The following is a 21,446-nucleotide window of genomic DNA, read 5'->3' on the forward strand; positions in this document are numbered from 1 at the left end:
CTGATTTTCGATTGTTGGACTTGAAGCGGGAGCCGGCTCAGTTCACGCGGACGCGATAGCTGTTGAGAGCGGTTTCACCGGCTTCGAGAGCTTCGGAGAGGCGCCAGCGAACGCCCACGATCTCGGCTTCGGGCAGCGGTTCCTCGACAAGCTCGCCGTTGGCATCGACGACCTTGCGAACCGCCGGAAGCGTCGACCATTCCAGGCCTTCGTTCTCGGGGTCCATCTCGGCCTGAACTTCGAAGATCGCCGGCACCGAGCTTTCTTCGCCGCCTGGGGTAAGGGTCACGCCGGCGGGCACCGGGGCCGCGATGACCAGACCGGCCATGTCGCCCTCGGTCTTGTTCTCGTGGCGCAGTTCGTAATGCATGATTTCGCCGGGTTTGACCGACGACCGCTCGACCAGAATGTCCTGCCCGGCGGCGTCGGCTTCGACGATGCGGTAGGAGAAGTCGCTTGCGAGCGCGTCTGCCGAGACGGATGTCGCCGACAGGCTGAACGTCAGCCCTGCGACAAAGGCCTTGCTGATACGGGTGAAGGAATAAAACATGTGCGTTTCCCTTTTGGCCGGGGCTGGTCCGGCTGTTGAAACGACACAGGGACATCCCTGCGCCGCCTCACCGGGATGCCCGAAAAGGGAAAGCGTTACGGGGAAGCGAACGGGTACACGCAGCTTCGCAAAGTCAGGTGACTAACCTCTCGTATAGGCGCCGTACCTGCCTGGAAATGCGCACAATCCCTCCGGAGAGGGCCCGCCGGGTGTTTCGCTGTCGGGAGGGTCTCTTGTCGTGGGATTCCGGGGCGCAAGGCCTGCCGGGCGTCAGACGAATCCCGCGTCGCGGGCGATGATCGCGGCATCGGTGCGGTTCTTTGCACCGATCTTGCGGCACAGAGTCTTGACGTGCAGCTTGATCGTGACTTCCTGCAATTCCAAGTCAAGCCCGATTTCCTTGTTGGACTGCGCCTTCATCAAGCCGCGCAGGACCTGTTTCTCGCGCTCCGACAGGTCCTTTTCGAAATCCGTCTCTTCGGGATCGTCCCTGCCCGACATGAAATCGATCGGCGCATAGACCTCGCCCATGGCCATAAAGCGGACCGCATTCATCAGCGTCTTGGCAGGCATCGACTTGGGCAGGAACCCGGCTGCGCCCAGATCGAGCGCCTGCTGGGCGATCAGGCGTGTCCCGGTTCCCGAGATCATGCCCACCGGGTTACCGCCGCTGATCGCCAGGGCGGCCTTGAGACCTTCGAGCCCCTTCATGCCGGGCATGGTGTAGTCGAGCAGGACAAGGTCGAACGGCCCCTTCTGCTGCATCAGCTTCAAGGCCTCGTCCAGAGAGCCGGCGGTGATCGTCTGGGCGGTTCCGCTTGTTTCAAGATACATGCTGAAGGTGTCACGAACCATGTCGTGATCATCTGCGATCAGAACTCTGAGAGTCATGTACTGCCTGCTTCCCTCATTTCGACACCCGGCCCCGGCCATCCTGACGGCACTATCAGCGTATCATGGCCGCGATGAGGCGACTATTCTCATTTCCCGCAATCGGGACGTGACCACGGAAATTAGCCACGCGCAAGAGGTCCTCCCGACGCGCGATGCGGCGCTGCTCTCCAGCGGCCTCCTCAGGACGCGTATCGGTTCTTGCCTGGGCGGGCGATCTTTTTCCTTGCTCCAACGGAGAACAGACAATGAAAAAGCCGCCCTGATCGGGGCGGCTCTTCAAAGGTCTATCAGGAACACCCGCACTCAGGGCGAGATCACCACGCGGAACGCGACCAACCCTGTCTCGCCGGGCGCGTGGCTGCCCGTGCAGTCCCAGCGCAGGCCGCCGGCATAGCCCACGGTATTCGAGGTCGGTTCCGCCACGCTGCAGACCACGCCGGCCCCCACGCTCACCGGGCTGGGAATGGCCTCGGCCAGCCGGGTATAGGGCGGGGTCCGGTCATGGATCGCGATCCGGGTGGCCGGCAGTGTGCCCGGATTCTCGACATATATACGATATTCCAGCACGTCGCCCAGCGCCGCGCCGTTGCTGACCCCTTCCGGGGTGCCCTGGGTGAGGTTGCGCACGGTCTTGCGCAGTTGCAAGCGTCCCTCAAGACCGTCGATCCGGATCACGTCGGTATTGCGGTCCTGCTCGACCACACCGGTCGCGCCGTAGGTGGTGTCGGCAACCAGGTCAAAGGCGATGACGGCGCCCGGCGGTGCCGCGCTCGAAGCCGTCACCCGTGCCGCGAGGCAGAGGTCCATTCCCGCCGAGACCGCCACCGGCCCGGCCACTGGCGCCCCCGGGGTGCCGTCGCAGGCGGTGTCGTGGAACAACGAGACCGCGAACATCCCGGCCTCCGTCACCTGCTTCAGCTGGGTACCGAACTGCACCGTTCCCTCGGCTTGGGCATGGTAATCATGGCGCAGCACAACCACCTGTCCGGCCCGGAGCGCGGCCTGCTGGCTGTCGCTCAGCCGCGCCCCCCGGATCAGGCCAAAGCGCAGGTCGGCATGGGTGCCCTCCTCGGACAGTTGAAAGCTGAAGCTGCCGTCGCGGGGGGCGGTGTTGCTCACCCCCGGAAGGTTGCCCGGCGTCTCGGACACCAGAGCGTGGTCCGGGCCCGGAGTCAAAGTCACGGTCACCCTGTCGGCAAAGCCCCGCGGCAGGGTCAGCGACCAGCGACCGTCCGCTGCGACCATCGGGGCGCCGATCTGCCCCGCGGAGGAATCGAAGACCGCGATCAGCGCGGTGCCGATGCCCGCTTCATTGGCGCCCTGCACACCGTCATAAGCGGTCTCGCTCCCGGCCCCGTTGTCGAGGAAAACCACCCCCGACAGCGTGGCCACCGTGCCCTCCAGCGCGACACTGGCGGTGGCTTCGTCGTCATCGGCCACGCCATCGGCGAGGTCATCGGTCAAGGCACCGGTGGCGGGGTCGCTGTCGGAATCCGGCAGATCCGAGGCGATGATTTCCGCCGCATTGGTATAACTGCCCGCCGCGTTCATGGTCACACGCAGGGTCAGCTGCTCGGTCGCGCCGTCGGCCACATCGCCCAGCTCCCAGATGCCGGTTGCAGGATCGTAACTGTCGCCCTGCGCCGCCGCAGTGTCCGAAACATAGGTGAACCCGTCGGGGATCAGGTCGCGGACCTGCACGCCCGGTGCAGTGAACGGGCCGTCGTTGGTCACGCTGAGGATAAAGTTGACCGTCGTCCCGGCGGCCGACCGGGCAACCGGGCTGCCGGCGGTGTCGAACGCCTGTTTCGAAAGTGACAGATCCGCGAATTGCGGGCCGTGCAGCGTGTAACTGTCCTGAACCGCGCCCAGGGTGCCTTCGGCCGGAACCGCCTCGGGCGTGGCGATATTGGTGACAAAGCCGTTGTTCACATCGGCCTGCGTGGTGACATAAACGGCAGTGCAGGTGGCGAAATCCGGCGCCTCCGCGCCCAGCGGGGAATCCGTCAGCGTGGTCTTGTCGCAGGTCACGGTGTCAATCTTGTCGTCGATCACCCGCAGGTCGCGGACCGGAACAGAGCCGACATTGGTGACGATGTAAGTAAAGTTCACCGTTTCGCCCGGTTGGGTGTAATCGGTCGCATCGGCGCTCTTCTCGATGGCAAGGCCCGGCGCGACAGTCACCACGTCGGGGTTCGTCAGCGAATTGCCCCGGCGAAAATCCCAGTAGTTGTCGTTCGGGTCATCGTCCAGCACCTGTGTCGTGGTCTGGCCCGAGGTCAGGATATCTTCCAGCAGCGCCGGGTTGATCGAGCTGAACCAGCCAGTGTTGAAGGTGTTGTTGCCGAACCCCGTGGCGGTTCGGTAGGCCTGTGTCCCCGCGGTATTGGTGACCTGCGTCGTCAACCCGGACCAGCTTCCCACCGTGTAGCCGTTCATCAGAAGCGAGATGTCGTTCTGATCAAAGCCCCCGGGCTGGGTATCGCCGTCATAGGCGCTGAAGCGCACGTAAATCCGCTCCAGCGCGCCGCCGAAGTAGTCCCGGCAGGTCGAATAACCGCAATCCAGCGCGATCGGGTCATTGATGGTAAAGGGATTGCCCCGGAACCGCGACGGCGAACCAGTGTGCTGGAAACCGACAAAGGCCCCGGAGGGATCCGAGAACTGGTAGTAGAGGTTGCCGTTGAGACCTTCCATCACGATGGCGACGCCCCCGGCCTGGGGATAGTCCTCGGGCAGCTCTATGCTGGTGCCCGGCACCGTCATGGTGAAGGTCGTCGCCTGCGCCAGGCCGGTCCCCAGACCGACAAGCGCGGCGCCGCCCAGTCCAAACGCCCTGCCCGGACCTGCGGCGAACACCCGCCGGGACCGGAGCCTCGCGCGCCTTGCCGACAAGCCGGATACGAGGGACCGAAAAATGAACTGGAGGTTCATCCGTGCGGTTGCGCGGATGTCCTCTGTACCGGTGCCGGGCAATCGCCGGCGACAGGACAAGTATTTTCTCAATGAACCACCCTCGATCCGTGAACTCTGAACTGAAGCTGCGTGACCTGCTGTGGACACGCGAACGACCAGCCCCGACCCTGACAGGAATCGCAGGCGCCGGACCGGGCGTAGACAGGCAGTTCGATTCTGCGGCCGGCTACATGGCTATACGTTGGGATATCCCCGAGGGCGCCGGCGTTCGGCCATCGTTGCGGTCATGTGTCCCTCCCGGGCACGGGAGGTTGTTCTTCACATGACAGACAACCGAATTGGGCGTTTTCGATAAGGTTTTGTCCGAAAGAGTGGGACCACCCCGGAAAAAAGAGAGACTTGACCTGTCCAACTCCAAGGCGAACGCAAATGGCGGAATGAAACCTCGCCATTTGCGACGCCGCTTCTTTGACGCAAATGGGTTGCCTGGCGCCCGAGTACCTGCGGGCGACGGGCGCTCGCTCAGGCCTCGTGGGTAACACGGCCGCCCGCGATGGTCACCAGTGCGCGGGCCTTGTCGAGATCGGTGGGGGCCATCGCCTCCAGGTCGTGGGACATCACGACGATGTCGGCCATCATACCGGGCATCAGGCGCCCTTTGCGCGCTTCGTTGAATTCCACCCAGGCATTGTCGGCGGTGTAGGATTTCAGCGTGTCATGCAGGCTTTGGCTCTGGTCCCGCCAGGGCGGCGGCAGCGTGATCGGGGCGACGGCGGCCTTGACGTTGGGCATCACGTCGACCGGGATCACCGGCCAGTCGGTTGAAAAGATCACCGGCGCCCCGCTGGCGCGGATATCCTGCCAGGCATAGGCGGTCGGGATCTGATGCGGATGCAACATCTGGCCCGCGCCATCGGGTGGAAAGATGCCGCCGAAGGGGGCATGCCCCGGCTGGATCGACGCGACCACGCCCAACTCGTTGAACCGGGGCAGATCGTCGGGGTGCAACACCTCGATATGTTCGATGCGATGGCGGCTGTCGCGACGGCCATTCGCCTTTTGCGCGGCCTCATAGGCATCCAGCGTCTGGCGGACGCCCAGATCACCAATGGCATGAACCGAGATTTGCAGACCCATCTTGTCCGCCTCAACGCAGGCGGCCTCGAAGTGGTCATACTCGAACACCGCGTCGCCGACCGTATCGAGACCGGGATAGGGCTCCAACATCAGCGCGGTAGAGCTTTCGACCACGCCGTCGATGAACATCTTGACGCGATTGCACCAGACCCAGTCGCTCTTGTAGGTCGCGCGCATCTGCTCGGCCTCGGCAAAACGGTCGAGGCTGTCGAAGCTCTTGAAATGGAATGGCACCTCGACCCGGCAGAGCAGGTCGCCCTCGGCCTCCAGTTCGGTGAGCAGTTCAAGCGTGTAGAAATTGCCGTCCATGTTGTGCAGGCTGGTGATCCCGTGGCTGGCGCAGTGTTTCAACCCCCGGACAAGCGCGGCCTTGTCGAGTGCCCGTTCGGCGGCGGTCGCGGGCGGCACCGGGTCGGCGCCGGTCACCATGCCGAGCAGATCACGACCGCCGTGGCGGGTCAGTTCCAGCACCGGGGCAAAGGCACCGGCCTCGCGCAGCTCTCCGGTGGCGGTGCCATCCGCGGCCATGACGATCTCGGCCCCCTTGTCGACGGTACCGCCATGCAGCAGCCCGGCCAGTTCAAGCGCCGCTGTATTGGCCCAGATCGTGTGGTGATCGGCGGCGAACATGGCAAAGGGGCGGTCCGGCAGAACCTTGTCGAGATCCTGCCGCGTGGTGTGGTGACCGGGGGCGATGATCGCGTAATCTGCCTGGACCGCGAAGACGACCTTGTCATCCGGGTTTTGGGCTGCCCAGTCACGTACCGTCGTGGTAAGCGCCTCCAGCCCGTGCACCCCGTAAAGATCAAGGCAGGCCAGTTCGACCGAGCCGCCGAACAGATGCACGTGGCTGTCGATGAAGCCGGGCAGTACGGTCGCACCAGCGGCGTCGATCACCCGCGTGCCGGGTCCCGCCAGACTGCGGATCTCGTCAGTATCGCCCACAGCGGCAATCTTGCCGCCCGAGACGGCCAGCGCCTGGGCCGTGGGGCGTTCCGGATCAAAGGTCATCAGACGACCGTTCAGGATCACGATTTCGGGGGACATGGGCAAGGCTCCGTCACAGGGAAACAGGCGGCCCGAAAACAGGCCGCCCGAATGGGTTTACTTCTGAAGTTCGGTCCAGATCGCGGTGTAGATCTTTTGCGCTTCGGGCGGGCAAGTCTTGGACAGGACGCCCGCCGCCTTCAACTCGTCCGAGGGGTTCACTTCGGGCGCGTTCTTGAGCTCTTCATCCATGAAGGCTTCGGAGCCTTTGATGCCGTTGGCGTATTTGGCAAAGTTGGACAGCATCGCCGCGTTCTCCGGCTCCATGATGAAGTTCAGGAACAGCTTGGCGTTGTCCACGTTCTGCGCGTCGGCAAGGATGGCGGCGTTGTCCATCCACACCGGATACCCGTCCATCGGATAGCCATAGGCGATATCGGGGTTCTGCAGACGCGCCCGCATCGAGGCACCGTTCCAGTTCACCCCGGCGGCCAGGTCGCCCTTGGCGTATTTCTCGATATTGCCGTAATCCATCGACAGCCAGTGCTTCTTGGCCTCGACCAGCTTGTCGCGCACCTTTTTCAGAACCGTCTTGTCCATGGTGCACTGTTCGCCGCCCATGTAGTAGATGGCGGTGGACATCACATCCATCATCTCGGGCACGACGTTGATCTTGCCCTTCAGCTCGTCCGGGGGATCAAGGTAGAGGGCGGCGGTATTGATGTCGCCCTTGTAAACGCTGGTGTTGACGGTGATGCCGACGGTGCCCCACTGCCACGGCACGGTGTAATTTCGGCCCGGGTCGAACTCCACATCCACCCACGCCGGGTCCATGTTCTTGAAGTTCTCCATCTCATTGGGCTTTGACTCCATCAACAGCCCTTCGGAAATGAAAATCGGGATGTAGGTCCCCGAGGGAACCACGATATCAAAGCCGTGACCGCCGGCCTTGATCTTGGCCAGCGCGGTATCGTTGCTGTCGAAATCGGTGACCGTCACATCGACATCGTACTGCTTTTCGAACTTCTCGATCATCTCGGGGCTGGTGTAGTTGCCCCAGTTGTAAAGGTTGAGCTTGCCCTCGGCGGAGGCCGTGCCGGCGATCGCCAGGGCGGCAAGGGTGGCAAGGGATATTGTCCGTTTCATTGTTTTTCTCTCCTGTTGGTACTTTGGTTTATTTTCTTGTTCGACTTAGAAAGAAGAACCCGATCACCAGGGCGACCGAAATGGCCAGTAGTGCGGTCGAGATGGCGTTGACCTCGGGGGTCACGACACGGCGCAACTGCCCCAGCATGTAGGTCGGCAGTGTATCCTGCCCGGCGGATTTCACGAACTCGGTAATCACCACGTCATCAAGTGAAATGACGAAGGCGAGCATCGCTCCCGCCAGGATGCCCGGCCAGAGCTGGGGAAGGGTGACCCTGCGGAACACCTGCCAGGGTGTGGCGTAGAGATCCATCGCCGCCTGTTCGAGGCTGAGATCCATCCCCTGGAGTCGGGCCCGGATCGGCATGTAGGCAAAGGGTATGCAAAAGGCGGAATGCGCGATGATGAGATAGAACAGACCGGTATAGCCGGTGCCCACCTTGATCATCGAGAAGAAGATCAGCAACGCCACGGCGGTGACGATTTCCGGCACCATGAGCGGCTGGTTGATCAGCGCGAAGGCAAGGGTATAGCCGCGAAAGCGACGCTGCCGTGTCGTTGCCAACGCGGCCAGCACCGCGCAGGTCGTTGCGATGCCGGCGGCCCAGGTGGCGATGACGAGCGACCGGATGGTCGCCGCCTGAACCTGTTCGTTCTGCCAGGCCGCCTGGTACCAGCGCCAGCTGAACCCTTCCCAAATGGCGATCGAGGTGCCGGCGTTGAACGAATAGACCACCAAAAGGATGATTGGCAGGTACAGCACCACGAAACACGTCATGGCAATGGGTGTGAAACCGGTTTGCCGGCGGATATCGAAACCTTCAGCCATGTTTCACCTCGTCGTCGCCGGCGGTCCGGACATACAGGATGAGCGCCACCATCACGATGGCCAGAAGCGCCAGCGACAAAGCCGCCCCGAGCGGCCAGTTGCGCCCGGCACCGAATTGCAGCTCGATCAGGTTACCCAGCATCAGCTGTTTGCCGCCGCCCAGAACACGCGGCGTGACATAGGCCCCCAGCGACGGGACGAAGACAAGGATCGAGCCCGCGATCACGCCCGGTTTGACCAGGGGGAAGATCACCCGGCGCAACACCTTCCAGCGGGTCGCGTAGAGGTCATAACCGGCCTCGACCAGGCTGAAGTCGAACCGCTCCATCGACGCATAGATCGGCAGCACCATCAGCGGCAGATAGACATAGGCCATCCCCAGCAGCAGCGAGAACTCGGTGAACAGCATCTGGATCGGTTCGTCGATGAGCCCCAGCGCCAACAGAAGGCTGTTCACGGTGCCTTCTGCCCGGATCAGCTCCATGATGGCGAACGTCCGGATCAGCAGGTTGGTCCAGAACGGGATCATGACCAACAGCATCCAGAAGTCGCGCTTTTCCTTTGGCCGGGTGGCGATGAAATAGGCGGTGGGCAGGCCGAAGACAAAGGTCAGGACCGCCGTCATGAAAGACAGTTTGATCGACCGCCAGAAGATCGAGAGATGCGCATCGGCGAAACCCAGCTGTTCGGTGAAGAAATCGCGTTCCAGCACCACGCTGAACCATGCATCTGTCGAGAATTTCCAGACGACCCCGCCGTAATCCCCCGGTGCCAGAAAGGAATAGACCACGACGATCAGCAACGGGCCGGAGGCGGCAAAGAGCAGCACCGTCAGGGCAGGCGACAAAAGCAGCCAGCGTGAGCGGGGGGTGAGATCGGTTCCGTCGCTCATCGCCTCAATCCCTCAGAACCTGGCCGACACCGGGGGACAGGAGCACCCCGACACGGTCGCCGATCTGGCGGGATTGGGCTTGATCGGGCTGATTTTGCTGACGCAGGACAAAGCGCGCGCCGCCATCCAGCAGGACATGGTAGTGGGTGTCGGTCCCGAAATAGACGATGTTTTCCAACTTTCCCGCCATGGATGCCCCCTCGACCGGCCCGAGGCTGGCATGTTCTGGGCGCACCGCCAGCGTGACCGGCCCCGGCGTGAGGCCGTCGTGAGGCGCGCGGGCTGTCGCCTCGGCCCCCGATGCCAGACGCACCCGGGCTTGATCCCCCTCGACGGACAGAAGCTCGACGGACAGAAAATTGGTTTCGCCGATGAAATCGGCGACGAAGCGTTCTGCAGGATGATCATAGATGTCGCGTGGCCCGCCGATCTGGAGGATCTTGCCCGCGTTCATCACCGCGATCCGGTCCGACATGGTCAAGGCCTCTTCCTGGTCGTGGGTGACAAAGACAAAGGTGATCCCGGTTTCGGATTGCAGCCGCTTCAGTTCCAGTTGCATGTCCTTGCGCAGTTTGAAATCCAGCGCCGAGAGCGGCTCGTCCAACAGCAGAACCTTGGGCCGGGGCGCCAGCGCCCTGGCCAGCGCCACGCGTTGTTGCTGGCCACCGGAAATCTCGGACGTCTTCCGGTCGGCCATCTCGGTCATCTGCACCAACGCCAGCATCTCGTCGACGGTGGCTTTCACCTCGGCCCGCGGCTTGTTCAGCATTTCCAGCCCGAAAGCGATGTTCTGCGCCACGGTCATGTGGGGAAACAATGCGTAGGACTGGAACACCGTGTTCACGGGGCGTTTGAAGGGCGGAAGACTGACAAGATCCTGCCCCTCCAGCGTGAGCGAGCCGCTGGTCGGGGATATGAACCCTGCGATCACCCGCAACAGCGTGGTCTTGCCACAGCCCGACGGCCCCAGAAGGGTAAAGAATTCGTTCTCACGTATGGTGACCGAAACCTCGTCCAACGCGGTGAAGGGCGCCCCTCTGCCGGTGAAAATCTTGCTAACGGTGTTGATCTCTATCATGCAGCCCCCTGACGTCATAATTTGATCAAAACTCAGCTTTCGCTCAAAATCAAGTTCTGCGACAGGCAGGGGGCCCAACGTAACTGCTGACGTCTTGGTGTGAGAAAATTTTAATCATATCGTTTTCTCTCAATATTCAGGGCTGCCCCAAAGGCCCGTCACAGCCGATCACGCGGAATCGCGCAGCGGCAATCGGGCTGTACGCTGTTGCCGAAAACTCTTGATCATCTTTTCCGAAAGCACCCCGGCGATCCGAACCTTCTCCGAAGATCGACCGTGACCGCCCGCGTCACGGCTTACCACCCACGACACGACACGGGGTGACTGCAAGCGGCGCGACATCGAGTGACTTCAGGCACGCGCTGCCGCAGATGCACAGCGGCGAAACCCGATGGAGCGACCGCCCACGGCAGAGAAACGTCTATTCAATGTTTGCTTCATGCACGTGATCGCGCGCATGCGCACACTGAAGACAAACTTGCCGCGCACAATCCAAGCGGCCACACCGGCGCTCATCATAAGCGCGCCTCCTTCAGCGGATACTCGGGGACAAGACCAGCCGTCGGTGATTGCCTCAGACCCGGGATGCAGACGAAAAAGGGCGGCGTGGTCGTCCTGAACCGAAAACCCGCGATGCGGCAAGGGCATTGGTATCCGAGATCATCGTGTGCCCGGCGAGGGCCGATGGTATCCCGGTCTAGGTTCGGCGGCGATTGAGCACTCTCGTCAAGGCGTCGGATTCACAAGCGAGGGGTGCAGTGGTAGCGGAGGTCTGTTTCGAGCGAATACCCCACATGCTGACCCTCTGTAAAATAACGGCCCAAAGACCTTGCAGGCGGGAGTGAAACGCCCGGAAGAGGCTGCGGTTGATGGCGAAGCGGCCCTGCGAGCAGCCGCATATCTACCTGCAATGGGCTGGATCGCGTGATCTGTGCCGGAAAAGAGAAACCACTCGTTGATCGCACCCGATGCCTGCATTTCAGGTATCTGTAGACACAGAACAGCGTGACACAGGGCTGGCGATGGAATTATAGGCAAATCTCGACCCACAGGCCTCGCGAATGTAGAATAATTTTGACATCCCCTACGTCTTTTGGTCTCTAGGTGCCAAATGGTGGACTGATCCGCCGATGGCATTTGCGCCCCGCTCACCCGTTACAGGGTGTCGGGGCTTTTTGTTTTGGAGAGGTCGACATGGAACGCTTTGACCTTGGCCTCGTGTTTTCGACCACCGGCCCATACGCCGCCCTGGGGCGGGCTGCCCGAGCCGGAGCTGAGCTTGCAATTGCAGATCTCGCGCGTGACAGAGTGGCCCAGATCTCGCCGATCATATGCGATCCGGCCGGCCGCCCCGATGCCTATGAGGCCATGACGCGCGATATTCTTGAGCGCGGGGTGTCGCATGTGGTTGGTGCGATTACCTCATGGAGCCGCAAGGACATGATCCCTGTGCTGGAACGATACGGGGCGCTTTTGTGGTATCCTTGTCCCTACGAAGGATTCGAAAGCAACGATCACGTGGTCTACATGGGGGCGGCGCCCAACCATCACATGATCCCGCTTCTTGATCGGATGTTGGCCGCCGGCGTCCGTCGGGCCTACCTTCTGGGATCGAACTATGTCTGGGGATGGGAGACATTGCGCCTTGCCCGTGAGCGTCTGAATGCAGCCGGTGTAGAGATCATCGGAGAGCGGTATGTGCCGCTGGGCGACACCGATTGCGCTTTGGCCCTGTCCGAGATCGCGGAACTGGGCGCGGAAACAGTTATCAACTCTCTGATCGGCCCGTCCAACGTCGCATTCATGCGCGGATTGCCCGCGCGGGGCCACCCAGAAGTGGTGTCCTGCAACCAATCGGAGGCGGATTTGGAGACGCTGGGCGAGGCTGGCGACGGGTTGGTTTCGGCCGGCACCTATTTCGAAGAACTGGGGCCGGAGGAGTTCGTTCGTCGCGCGGCAGTCGTCGCACCGAATGGTCGATGCTCGTCATTTTTCGCCACGACCTACGCCAGTGTCTGCATCCTCGCCCACTCGATCCAGAGAGCAGGGAGCACGGCACCGAAAGCGGTCTTTCGCGCAGCCTGCGAGAGATCGCACGACACCGTATTGGGGGCGGTTCGGATAGATCCGATAACACGTCACGCGGATTTGACCCCGCATATCGCGCAAGCCCGGCAGGGGCGGTTCCACCTGCTCGCTTCTTCCGAGGGGCCAATCATCGCCGACCCTTACCTGACCAGCCTGCAACCCGTGCAAGGTGGTCTGAGAAAGACACCCAGCCTGAGGATCGTGAAATGACCTACAGCTTTGTCGGAAAGACCGGCATCGTCCTGCATCCCAGCGCCGAAATGCGCGAGCAGCTGGTGCGACGGCTGGCGACCTACGGGATCCGCGCCCAGGGACGTTGGCCCGAACTCGAGCCCGGCGACACGACCGCCGATCTGCTGGTGGTTGACCTGGACCGGGCCGAGGATGGCCAATTCCCATGGCCGCCGCAGGCAGCGCCGATGCCCGTGTTGGGGCTGATCGGGTCCGAGACCCCCGGTCGTCTGGAGTGGGCGGTCCGGCAGGGGCTGGACGCCTTCTTGCCCATTGGCGCGACAGCGAACCTGTATTCGGCCTTGGTGCTGGGCTTTGCCCGCCATGACGAACGCTGCGAGACACGACGCCGAGAAGCCGAGAGCGCCCGGCGCGTTTCGCTGCGGCTGGACGTGCTGCGCGCGGTTCTCTCCATCATGCAGGCCGAGGGCATCGACGAGGCCCGGGCGCTAAAAAAACTGCGCGCCTTTGCCATGGTAGAACGCGTGGCGTTGGAGGATGCCGCGACGCTCTATCTCGCCAGCCCGGCCAAGCGCGGGAAGGCATGAACATGACCTCTGCGACTGACACGAGCACCCCAGCCAAGTCCACGCGAAAGGGCGGTCAAATTCTGCATGATCTGCTGATACGCCCGCGCGCCGCCTTCGGGCTGTTCATTATCGTGCTGATGGTGGGCGCGGCTGTGTTCGCGCCATGGATCATGCCGCATGACCCCTTCGAGCAGAGCTTCGACGGTCTCAGCCTGGTTGGCGCGCCGCTCCCGCCGGGGGGCGATTTTCCTTTGGGCACCGATCTTCTGGGCCGCGATCTGGCGTCCCGGCTGATCCTTGGCACAAGGACCTCTTTGATCATCGGGGTGCTCGCGAATGGTATCGCGATCATGCTGGGCGCCGGTGTGGGCATTACCGCAGGGTATTTCGGGGGCTGGGTGGGCGCGATCCTGATGCGTTTCACCGATCTGATGATGGCCTTTCCGGCATTGCTGCTGGCGATTGTCCTGGCGGCGATCTTCCAGCCGTCCCTGCTGATCGTGGCACTGGTGATCGCGATGGTGAACTGGGTGCAGATGGCCCGTGTGATCTATACCGAGACGCGCAGCCTGGCCGAACGCGACTTCATCACGGTGCAACGGGCGCTGGGGGCGGGACATCTGCGAATCCTGTTCAAGCATCTGCTGCCTCACCTGCTCTCCTCCATCGTGGTATTCGGCACGCTGGGGATTTCCACCACCGTGCTGCTGGAGGCGACGCTGAGCTTCCTTGGCGTCGGGGTCCAGCCGCCCATGCCGAGTTGGGGGAACATCATCTTCGAGAACCAGACCTATTTCACGACGGCGCCTTGGCTGGTGTTCATCCCCGGTATCGCCATCATTCTGCTGGCGCTGGCCTTCAACCTGGTGGGGGATGCGCTGCGCGATATCCTCGACCCGACGCTGAAAGGACGCCACTGATGCCGGCCTATCTTGTCCGCCGCCTTGTCGAAAGCGCCCTGATCCTTGTCGGGATCACGCTGGTGACCTTCGTGTTGCTCTACCTCGTCCCCGCCGACCCGGCGCGGCAAATCGCCGGTCGGTCCGCCACAGCCGAAACGGTGCAGAACATTCGCGATCAGTTGGGCCTGAACGATCCGTTCGCCCTGCAGTACTGGCGGTATCTGACCGCTCTTTTCCAGGGGGACATGGGGCGCAGCTACCTGCAACGTGCCGAGGTGTCCGAACTGATCGCCGCCCGACTTCCAGCATCTTTGCTGTTGATGGTCGCTGCGATCCTGACGGAACTGGTGTTCGGCCTGACGATCGGCATCGTCGCAGCCTTGCGCCGCAACAAGCCGGTCGATCACGGGCTGATGATCTTCAGCTTCGTCTCGATTTCGGCCCCGCAGTTCGTGATCGGCATCCTTCTGCTCTACGTTTTCGCGGTGAAGCTCGGCTGGTTCCCGATCGGCGGCTACGGCACCTTTGCACATGTGGTGCTGCCGGCCGTGACGCTCGGGTTCCTTGGGGCGGGATGGTACAGCAGGATGATGCGGTCCAGCGTCATTGATGTACTGGGGCAAGACTTCGTGCGCACCGCGCAAGCGAAGGGGCTGGGAAAGGTCCGCATCATCCTGCGGCACGTTCTTCCCAACGCCATCCTGCCGATCATCGCCATGATCGGCATCGATATCGGCCTGTTCATGTCCGGCATCGTCGTGGTGGAAAGCGTGTTCGGTTGGCCGGGGATCGGCCAACTGGCCTGGCAGGCGATTCAGCGCGTGGACATCCCCGTCATCATGGGCGTGACCATGGTTTCGGCGACCGCGATCGTTCTGGGCAACCTTCTGGCGGACCTTGTCGCGCCCATCATCGATCCCCGAATCAAGATGAAGTAGAAACCAACAGAGGACTGACAACATGAGAAAGATTCTTTTGTCCGGCGTTGCCGGATTGGCCCTGACGGCACAAATGGCAGCGGCCGAGGTAGATGAAAACGCGCCCATGGGCGGATCCATGACCGTCACCTACAAGGATGACGTGGCCACGCTGGACCCGGCCATTGGCTATGACTGGCAGAACTGGTCCATGATCAAATCGCTCTTTGACGGGCTGATGGGATATGAACCGGGCACCACCACGCTGCGCAATGAACTGGCCAGTGAATATACCATCTCTGAAGATGGCCTGACCCACACCTTCACGTTGAAGGACGGGATCAAGTTCCACAACGGGCGCGAGATCGTCGCCGCGGACGTGAAATACTCGCTCGACCGTGTCACCAACCCCGAGACGCGTTCGCCCGGCGCCGGGTTCTTTGGCATGATTGCCGGATTCGACGAGTGGAGCGCGGGGAACGGCGAAGGCCTGTCCGGCGTCAAGGTGATCGACGACAAGACCGTCGAGATCACCCTGTCGCGGCCGGACGCCACCTTTGGGCACGTCATGGCGCTGAATTTCGCGTCCATCGTACCGAAAGAAGCGGTAGAAGCCTCGGGCGAAGATTTCGGACGGGAGCCCGTCGGTTCGGGCGCTTTCAAACTGGCAGAATGGTCGCCGGGTCAGCGCGTGGTGTTCGAGCGTTTTGAAGACTACCACCGGGCAAACCTTCCCAAGCTGGATCAGGTGACCTTCGAAATCGGCCTTGAGCCGACCGTGGCGCTGTTGCGTCTTCAGCAAGGACAAGCCGATGTTCCCGGGGACGGTATTCCGCCGGCGCAGTTCCTTCAGGTCATGAATGATCCGGCACAGAAGGCGCATGTTATCGAGGGTGGCCAGTTGCATACCGGCTATATCACCCTGAATACACAGATGGCTCCGTTCGACAATGTGACGGTCCGCAAGGCCGTGAACATGGCCATCAACAAGGACCGGATCGTCAAGATCATCAACGGTCGCGCCGTGCCCGCGAACCAGCCGCTGCCGCCCACCATGCCGGGCTATGCCGACGACTATGAAGGTTATGCATTCGACCCGGCCAAGGCCAAGGAGATGCTGGCCGAAGCGGGGTTTGCCGACGGGTTCACCACCGAACTCTACGTGATGAACGTGGACCCGAATCCGCGTATCGCGCAGGCCATCCAGCAGGATCTGAAGGAAATCGGCATCACCGCCGAAATCCGCAGCCTTGCGCAGGCCAATGTCATCGCCGCGGGCGGCGAGGCTGATCAAGCCCCGATGATCTGGTCCGGCGGCATGGCGTGGATTGCCGATTTTCCCGATCCGTCCAACTTCTACGGCCCGATCCTGGGTTGCGCCGGCGCGGTGCAGGGCGGCTGGAACTGGTCGTGGTACTGTAACGAAGAACTGGATGCCCGTGCAGCCGAAGCCGATGCCATGACCGGAGAGGCCAATGCGGCCGCGCGTATCGAGGCTTGGAAATCCATCTATCTTGACGTGATGGAGGACGCGCCCTGGGTGCCCGTGTTCAACGAACAACGCTTCACCCTGACCTCGGACAGAATCGCGGGCGATGACAGCCTGTTCGTCGATCCGGTCCATATCCCGGTCAACTATGACTACATCTATTCGAAGGACGCAGAATAACCATGTGTCAGCACTGTGATTACACGATCCACGGTGCACACCATCACGGGTGGGACAATTCGCTCCCACCCGTCGAGACGGTGGCCCCCGGATCACGCCTGCACTTTCAATGTCTCGACAGTTCGGGCGGGCAGTTCAACAAGGACAGCACCAGCGCGGATGTTCCGGATCTTGATTTCTCCAAGATCAATCCGGTGACGGGGCCGGTCTATGTCGATGGGGCCAAGCCCGGCGACGTGCTGAAGGTCAAGATCGAAGCCTTCCACCCCTCGGGTTTTGGCTGGACCGCGAACATCCCCGGCTTTGGCCTTTTGGCGGATCAGTTCACCGATCCTTACCTGAAGATCTGGGACTACAATCCTGAAACGCTGGCCCCCTCGCTGTTTTCCGATATCGCCAAGGTGCCGCTGAAGCCTTTTGCCGGCACCATCGGCCTCGCCCCGGCCGAGCCAGGGCTCCATTCGGTCGTGCCGCCACGACGCGTGGGGGGCAATCTGGACATCCGGGACCTGGCGGCAGGGACCACGCTTTACCTGCCGGTCGAGGTTGAAGGCGCCCTGTTCTCGGTCGGGGACACCCATGCCGCGCAAGGCGACGGCGAGGTCTGCGGCACAGCCATCGAAAGCCCGATGGACGTGGAGGTGACGCTGGACGTGATAAAGGGCGAAAAGCTGCTCTTCCCGCGCTTTTCGACGCCGGGGCCGGTGACGCGGCACCTGGATGCAAAGGGGTACGAGGTCACCACCGGGATCGGCAATGACATGATGCAGGCAGCCAAGGATGCGCTTGCAGCCATGGTTGATCTCCTCGGTCGGACCAAGGGGCTATCGGCAGAGGATGCTTACCTGCTGTGTTCCGTCTGTGGCGACCTGCGGATTTCCGAGATCGTGGACATGCCGAACTGGGTGGTCAGCTTCTACTTCCCCAACGTGGTGTTCGAATGAACGACGCCGTTCTGTCGGTGCGCGACCTGAGTGTTCAGGTCGCCACCCCCTCGGGCGCGAAGATGGTGCTTGAGGGGCTGTCCTTTGACCTGCGCGCGGGAGAGACGCTTTGCCTCGCCGGGGAAAGCGGGTCCGGCAAGTCGATGACCGCACTGGCGATCATGGGGTTGCTGCCCAAACCGATGTGCCGGATCGCCGGCGGCTCGGTCAAGCTGGGCGAAACCGAACTGGTGGGTCTGTCCGATGCCGGCTATCGCCAAATCCGCACCGCGCGGGTGGCGATGATCTTTCAGGAACCGATGACCTCGCTCAATCCGCTGATGACGGTGCAACAGCAGTTGAGCGAAACGCTTCTGGAACATGGAGCCTGCACACGGGCCGAGGCGCCGGCGCGTGCATTGCAGTTGTTGCGCGATGTGCAACTGACTGAGCCGGAGCGCCGCCTGAAACAGTACCCGCACGAACTGTCCGGCGGGATGCGACAGCGTGTGATGATCGCCATCGCGCTGGCCTGCGACCCCGAGGTACTGATCGCGGATGAACCGACGACCGCGCTGGACGTGACGGTGCAGGCCGAGATCCTTGACCTGATCCGGGACTTGCAGCGCGATCATGGGACGGCAGTTCTGATGATCACCCACGACATGGGGGTCGTGGCCGAGATGGCCGACCGCGTCGTGATCCTGCGGCACGGGCGCGAAGTGGAAAGCGCGCCGGTCCGGGACCTTTTTGCGGCGCCGCAAAGCGCCTATGCACAAGAGCTTCTGGCCGCCGTGCCGCGCCTCGGCAGTGCTCCGCCACGCCCGGAAAAACCGGCGGGAGCCACTGTCCTCGAGGTGAAGGATCTGACGGTACGGTTCAATGTGACCGGCGGCCTTCTCAACCGGGTGACGGCGCGAGTTCATGCGGTCGAGGGCGTGACGTTCAACATCCGGGCCGGCGAGACACTGGCACTTGTTGGAGAATCCGGCTGCGGCAAATCCACCATCGGCAAGGCTCTGCTGGGACTGGTCCCCTGGGAGGGTTCGGTTCTGGTCAATGGCCGCCAGACGCGCGGCATGGGGCCGGCCCGTCTCAAACCGGTGCGCCGTGACATCCAGATGGTGTTTCAGGATCCCGGGGCATCGCTGGACTCTCGCATGACCGTGGGGGATCAGGTTGCCGAACCGCTGTTGATCCACGGTCTGGCATCAGGTTCCGAACTGAAAGACCGGACCGAACATCTGTTCCGACGGGTCGGCCTGTCGCCCGAAATGATGGCACGCTATCCGCATGAATTTTCGGGCGGGCAACGCCAACGCATCAACATCGCGCGGGCCTTGTCACTCTCGCCAAAGTTGATCGTCGCCGATGAAAGCGTCTCGGCTCTGGATGTTTCGGTGCAGGCACAGGTGCTTGAATTGCTGCAGGAAATCCAGGATCAGGATGGGCTGGCATTTCTTTTTGTCAGCCACGACATGGCCGTGATCGAGCAGGTGGCAGACCGGGTCATGGTGATGCGACTGGGCCAGGTGGTCGAAGAAGGTGCGCGCGACGCGGTGCTCCGCGACCCGCGCCACGATTACACAAAGCGCCTGCTGTCGGCTGTTCCGGTTCCAGATCCCACGCAGCTGCGCCAGGCGCGGATCAAGACCGAAAATCTCGGCAGCCCGATCTGGCCGGCAGGGCAAGGCCCTGAGCGGTTGAACCTGAACTCCGTCGCCCCCGACCACAGGGTGGCAGTCTGATCAAGGGGCGATGCAGATCTGGCATTTGATCTGCGTCGTCATGAATGCGTCCTCTGAACAGCCCCCCGAAACTCGGACACTGATAAAAGCTGCGATTTGCAATCTGCTGATCTTCGACGAGAAGGAGATCAGCAGATGTCTAAACGCAAGCAGCACGCGCCCGAGTTCAATGCGAAGGTGAGAGGCCGGCTCGAAGACGAAGGAGGGCATCCGGAAATGCCCTCTCGTGGTTTGCATGCGCGCTATGCCCGACAGGGCGCCTTCAAACACATGTACGGTGCGGCAAGGCATCAAGACGCCTTCGAAAGACGACTGCGGCACATCGGCCAGCGTTCGCAATGCACGCGAAAAGATCTTTCAACATTGTGCGCTCAGAACCCGAGGGCCATACCGTCCTTGCGGGTGTCACTGGCACCGGTCAGCAACCCTGTCTCAGGGCAAATCTGGATCGCTTGGCTGCCCCCGATGGGGCTGGTCTGAATCTCCAGAACATGTCCGCGTGCTTCCAAATCGGCCCGTGCCTCATCCGATACACCGGGTTCGATCTGCAATTTCCCGTCATGGGCAAAGCTGCGCGGTGCATCCATCGCTTCCTGAAGGTCCATGCCAAGGTCCAGCACGGCAGACAGGAACGCCGCATGACCAGCCGCCTGATATTGCCCGCCCATCACGCCAAACGGCATCGTCGCAATGCCCTCCTTGCAGAGCATGCCCGGAATGATCGTGTGCATAGGCCGTTTGCGCGGAGCGATGGCGTTGGGATGCCCCTCGATCAGCCGGAAAGAAGCACCACGCGAATGAAACAGCACGCCTGTCATAGGATCGAGGCGGGTTGATCCGAAGCCGTGAAAAATCGAGTTGATGAAGGACAGTGCATTGCCGTCTTCGTCGACGACGCAAAGATAGATCGTATCTTTGTGCTCGGGCTCGTCCCACAGCGTTGGTGGCAGAGCACGGCGCATGTCGATCCGCGCGGCAAGCGTGTCCACGACCTTGTCCGACAGCAACGTCTCGACGACATCGGGACAGGATGCAGGATCGCTGATCAATGCATCCCTATGATGATAGGCAAGCTTGGTGGCCTCGGCGTGAAGGTGAATGCGATCGGCTTCTGACAGCCCTTTTCCCATGTCGAAGCGCGACAGTATCTGCAAGATCAGCAGCGCCGCCAATCCCTGGCCGTTTGGAGGGCATTCGTAGACATCGTAACCGCCATAGCTGGTCGAAATCGGCTCGACCCAATGGGCCTCGTCGCGGGCCTCGTGGAAATCTTCTTCGGTGTGCAGCCCCCCAAGTGAGCGCAGATGCGCAGCCATCTTGGCGGCGACCTCACCTTCGTAGAATGCCGCCGCGCCCTTGGCCGCAATTTCGCGCAGGCGCGTGCCGAGAAGTGGTTGGGCATGCATCTGGCCTACGCTGGGCGCCTTGCCCCCCGGCAAGAAAAGCTTGGCCGCATGTTCGTCTCCGCCCACGATCGCCGCATTGGCGGCCCAGTCCATGGCGACGCGTGGGGTCACCGGATAGCCATTCTCGGCATAGCCGATCGCGCGGGAAAACAGCAGGTCGAGCGGCAGGGAGCCGTGATCGTCGTGCAGGCGGCACCATGCCGAAATTGCGCCGGGGATCGTGACGGCATGTGGGCTGGTCTGCGGGATGCTATCGGTAAGGCCGGCGGCCTTTAGCGCATCGACCGTTGCGGCGGCGGGGGCACGGCCCGACCCGTTGAGCGCTTTTACCTTTCCTTCTTTCGGAGCATAGAGCGCGAAACAGTCGCCGCCGATGCCTGTCATCAGCGGATCGACCACGCATTGCACCGCGACAGCGGCAAGGGCCGCATCGACGGCATTGCCCCCTTGGGCCAATATCTCATGGCCAACAGCCGTCGAAAGCGGGTGAGAGGTGGCAATCATTGCTTTCGAGGCGAGGGTGCTGGGGCGCCGAGCGGAAAAGAAGTTGAACATGTCAGTCGTCCTGTTGGGTGTGGATTGAAGGCTCCGAACGGGGGCGAG

16 protein-coding genes are annotated in these 21,446 nt (G+C 62.1%); 7 read left to right on the forward strand and 9 right to left on the reverse strand.

Annotated features, from left to right (window positions below):
- Positions 1-37: 37 nt before the first annotated feature.
- The 8 genes from ABWV23_RS06955 to ABWV23_RS06990 form a co-directional block, all read right to left on the reverse strand.
- Positions 38-550, reverse strand: coding sequence for a hypothetical protein (locus ABWV23_RS06955; protein ID WP_353346338.1), 513 nt, complete (start codon positions 548-550; stop codon positions 38-40).
- 270 nt (positions 551-820) lie between these two features.
- On the reverse strand, positions 821-1,441 hold the full coding sequence (locus ABWV23_RS06960) for a response regulator transcription factor (protein WP_353346340.1): 621 nt from the start codon (positions 1,439-1,441) through the stop codon (positions 821-823).
- 306 nt (positions 1,442-1,747) lie between these two features.
- Positions 1,748-4,303, reverse strand: coding sequence for a CLIPPER-2 domain-containing protein (locus tag ABWV23_RS06965; protein WP_353346342.1), 2,556 nt, complete (start codon positions 4,301-4,303; stop codon positions 1,748-1,750).
- A gap of 579 nt (positions 4,304-4,882) precedes the next feature.
- Positions 4,883-6,544, reverse strand: coding sequence for an amidohydrolase (locus ABWV23_RS06970; RefSeq protein WP_353346344.1), 1,662 nt, complete (start codon positions 6,542-6,544; stop codon positions 4,883-4,885).
- Between the two features lie 57 nt (positions 6,545-6,601).
- Positions 6,602-7,630: an ABC transporter substrate-binding protein gene (locus ABWV23_RS06975; protein ID WP_353346346.1), complete on the reverse strand. Its 1,029-nt coding sequence runs from the start codon at positions 7,628-7,630 to the stop codon at positions 6,602-6,604.
- 28 nt (positions 7,631-7,658) lie between these two features.
- Positions 7,659-8,459, reverse strand: a complete 801-nt coding sequence (locus ABWV23_RS06980) for an ABC transporter permease (protein WP_353346348.1) — start codon at positions 8,457-8,459, stop codon at positions 7,659-7,661.
- Entirely contained in the window at positions 8,452-9,351 is a 900-nt protein-coding gene (locus ABWV23_RS06985) for an ABC transporter permease (protein ID WP_353346350.1), read from the reverse strand. Before ABWV23_RS06985 ends, ABWV23_RS06980 begins: the two co-directional genes overlap by 8 nt.
- Positions 9,352-9,355: 4 nt before the next feature.
- On the reverse strand, positions 9,356-10,429 hold the full coding sequence (locus tag ABWV23_RS06990) for an ABC transporter ATP-binding protein (protein ID WP_353346352.1): 1,074 nt from the start codon (positions 10,427-10,429) through the stop codon (positions 9,356-9,358).
- Positions 10,430-11,623: 1,194 nt separating this feature from the next.
- Between ABWV23_RS06990 and ABWV23_RS06995 the strand changes: the two genes are divergently transcribed.
- The 7 genes from ABWV23_RS06995 to ABWV23_RS07025 are packed head-to-tail and all read left to right on the forward strand — an operon-like array spanning position 11,624 to position 19,437.
- Complete coding sequence (locus tag ABWV23_RS06995) at positions 11,624-12,727, forward strand: transporter substrate-binding protein (RefSeq protein WP_353346354.1); 1,104 nt, start codon at positions 11,624-11,626, stop codon at positions 12,725-12,727.
- Positions 12,724-13,296 (forward strand): ANTAR domain-containing protein, encoded by a 573-nt coding sequence (locus ABWV23_RS07000; RefSeq protein ID WP_353346356.1) that lies wholly within the window; start codon positions 12,724-12,726, stop codon positions 13,294-13,296. Before ABWV23_RS06995 ends, ABWV23_RS07000 begins: the two co-directional genes overlap by 4 nt.
- Positions 13,293-14,198, forward strand: coding sequence for an ABC transporter permease (locus tag ABWV23_RS07005; protein ID WP_502901606.1), 906 nt, complete (start codon positions 13,293-13,295; stop codon positions 14,196-14,198). The genes ABWV23_RS07000 and ABWV23_RS07005 overlap by 4 nt, the downstream gene beginning before the upstream one ends.
- Positions 14,198-15,118: an ABC transporter permease gene (locus tag ABWV23_RS07010; protein WP_353346358.1), complete on the forward strand. Its 921-nt coding sequence runs from the start codon at positions 14,198-14,200 to the stop codon at positions 15,116-15,118. The genes ABWV23_RS07005 and ABWV23_RS07010 overlap by 1 nt, the downstream gene beginning before the upstream one ends.
- A 22-nt stretch (positions 15,119-15,140) precedes the next feature.
- A complete protein-coding gene (locus ABWV23_RS07015) occupies positions 15,141-16,766 on the forward strand; it encodes an ABC transporter substrate-binding protein (RefSeq protein ID WP_353346360.1) in 1,626 nt (541 codons plus the stop codon).
- 2 nt (positions 16,767-16,768) lie between these two features.
- Positions 16,769-17,710, forward strand: a complete 942-nt coding sequence (locus ABWV23_RS07020; protein WP_353346362.1) for an acetamidase/formamidase family protein — start codon at positions 16,769-16,771, stop codon at positions 17,708-17,710.
- Positions 17,707-19,437, forward strand: coding sequence for an ABC transporter ATP-binding protein (locus tag ABWV23_RS07025; RefSeq protein ID WP_353346364.1), 1,731 nt, complete (start codon positions 17,707-17,709; stop codon positions 19,435-19,437). The genes ABWV23_RS07020 and ABWV23_RS07025 overlap by 4 nt, the downstream gene beginning before the upstream one ends.
- 371 nt (positions 19,438-19,808) lie before the next feature.
- Here the strand turns inward: ABWV23_RS07025 and ABWV23_RS07030 are convergent, their stop codons facing one another.
- A complete protein-coding gene (locus ABWV23_RS07030) occupies positions 19,809-21,398 on the reverse strand; it encodes a gamma-glutamyltransferase family protein (protein ID WP_353346366.1) in 1,590 nt (529 codons plus the stop codon).
- Positions 21,399-21,446: the final 48 nt, after the last annotated feature.

The organism is Aquicoccus sp. SU-CL01552 (assembly GCF_040365005.1).
Taxonomy (GTDB): domain Bacteria; phylum Pseudomonadota; class Alphaproteobacteria; order Rhodobacterales; family Rhodobacteraceae; genus Antarcticimicrobium.

What these genes read in the sequence shown, in the direction of transcription:
- ABWV23_RS07030 (WP_353346366.1), bottom strand. Translation starts at nt 21,398, where the DNA reads ATGTTCAACTTCTTTTCCGCTCGGCGCCCCAGCACCCTCGCCTCGAAA.
- ABWV23_RS06960 (WP_353346340.1), bottom strand. Translation starts at nt 1,441, where the DNA reads ATGACTCTCAGAGTTCTGATCGCAGATGATCACGACATGGTTCGTGAC.
- ABWV23_RS06995 (WP_353346354.1), top strand. Translation starts at nt 11,624, where the DNA reads ATGGAACGCTTTGACCTTGGCCTCGTGTTTTCGACCACCGGCCCATAC.
- ABWV23_RS07005 (WP_502901606.1), top strand. Translation starts at nt 13,293, where the DNA reads ATGAACATGACCTCTGCGACTGACACGAGCACCCCAGCCAAGTCCACG.
- ABWV23_RS07025 (WP_353346364.1), top strand. Translation starts at nt 17,707, where the DNA reads ATGAACGACGCCGTTCTGTCGGTGCGCGACCTGAGTGTTCAGGTCGCC.
- ABWV23_RS06955 (WP_353346338.1), bottom strand. Translation starts at nt 550, where the DNA reads ATGTTTTATTCCTTCACCCGTATCAGCAAGGCCTTTGTCGCAGGGCTG.
- ABWV23_RS07000 (WP_353346356.1), top strand. Translation starts at nt 12,724, where the DNA reads ATGACCTACAGCTTTGTCGGAAAGACCGGCATCGTCCTGCATCCCAGC.
- ABWV23_RS07010 (WP_353346358.1), top strand. Translation starts at nt 14,198, where the DNA reads ATGCCGGCCTATCTTGTCCGCCGCCTTGTCGAAAGCGCCCTGATCCTT.
- ABWV23_RS07015 (WP_353346360.1), top strand. Translation starts at nt 15,141, where the DNA reads ATGAGAAAGATTCTTTTGTCCGGCGTTGCCGGATTGGCCCTGACGGCA.
- ABWV23_RS06980 (WP_353346348.1), bottom strand. Translation starts at nt 8,459, where the DNA reads ATGGCTGAAGGTTTCGATATCCGCCGGCAAACCGGTTTCACACCCATT.
- ABWV23_RS06985 (WP_353346350.1), bottom strand. Translation starts at nt 9,351, where the DNA reads ATGAGCGACGGAACCGATCTCACCCCCCGCTCACGCTGGCTGCTTTTG.
- ABWV23_RS06990 (WP_353346352.1), bottom strand. Translation starts at nt 10,429, where the DNA reads ATGATAGAGATCAACACCGTTAGCAAGATTTTCACCGGCAGAGGGGCG.
- ABWV23_RS07020 (WP_353346362.1), top strand. Translation starts at nt 16,769, where the DNA reads ATGTGTCAGCACTGTGATTACACGATCCACGGTGCACACCATCACGGG.
- ABWV23_RS06975 (WP_353346346.1), bottom strand. Translation starts at nt 7,630, where the DNA reads ATGAAACGGACAATATCCCTTGCCACCCTTGCCGCCCTGGCGATCGCC.
- ABWV23_RS06970 (WP_353346344.1), bottom strand. Translation starts at nt 6,544, where the DNA reads ATGTCCCCCGAAATCGTGATCCTGAACGGTCGTCTGATGACCTTTGAT.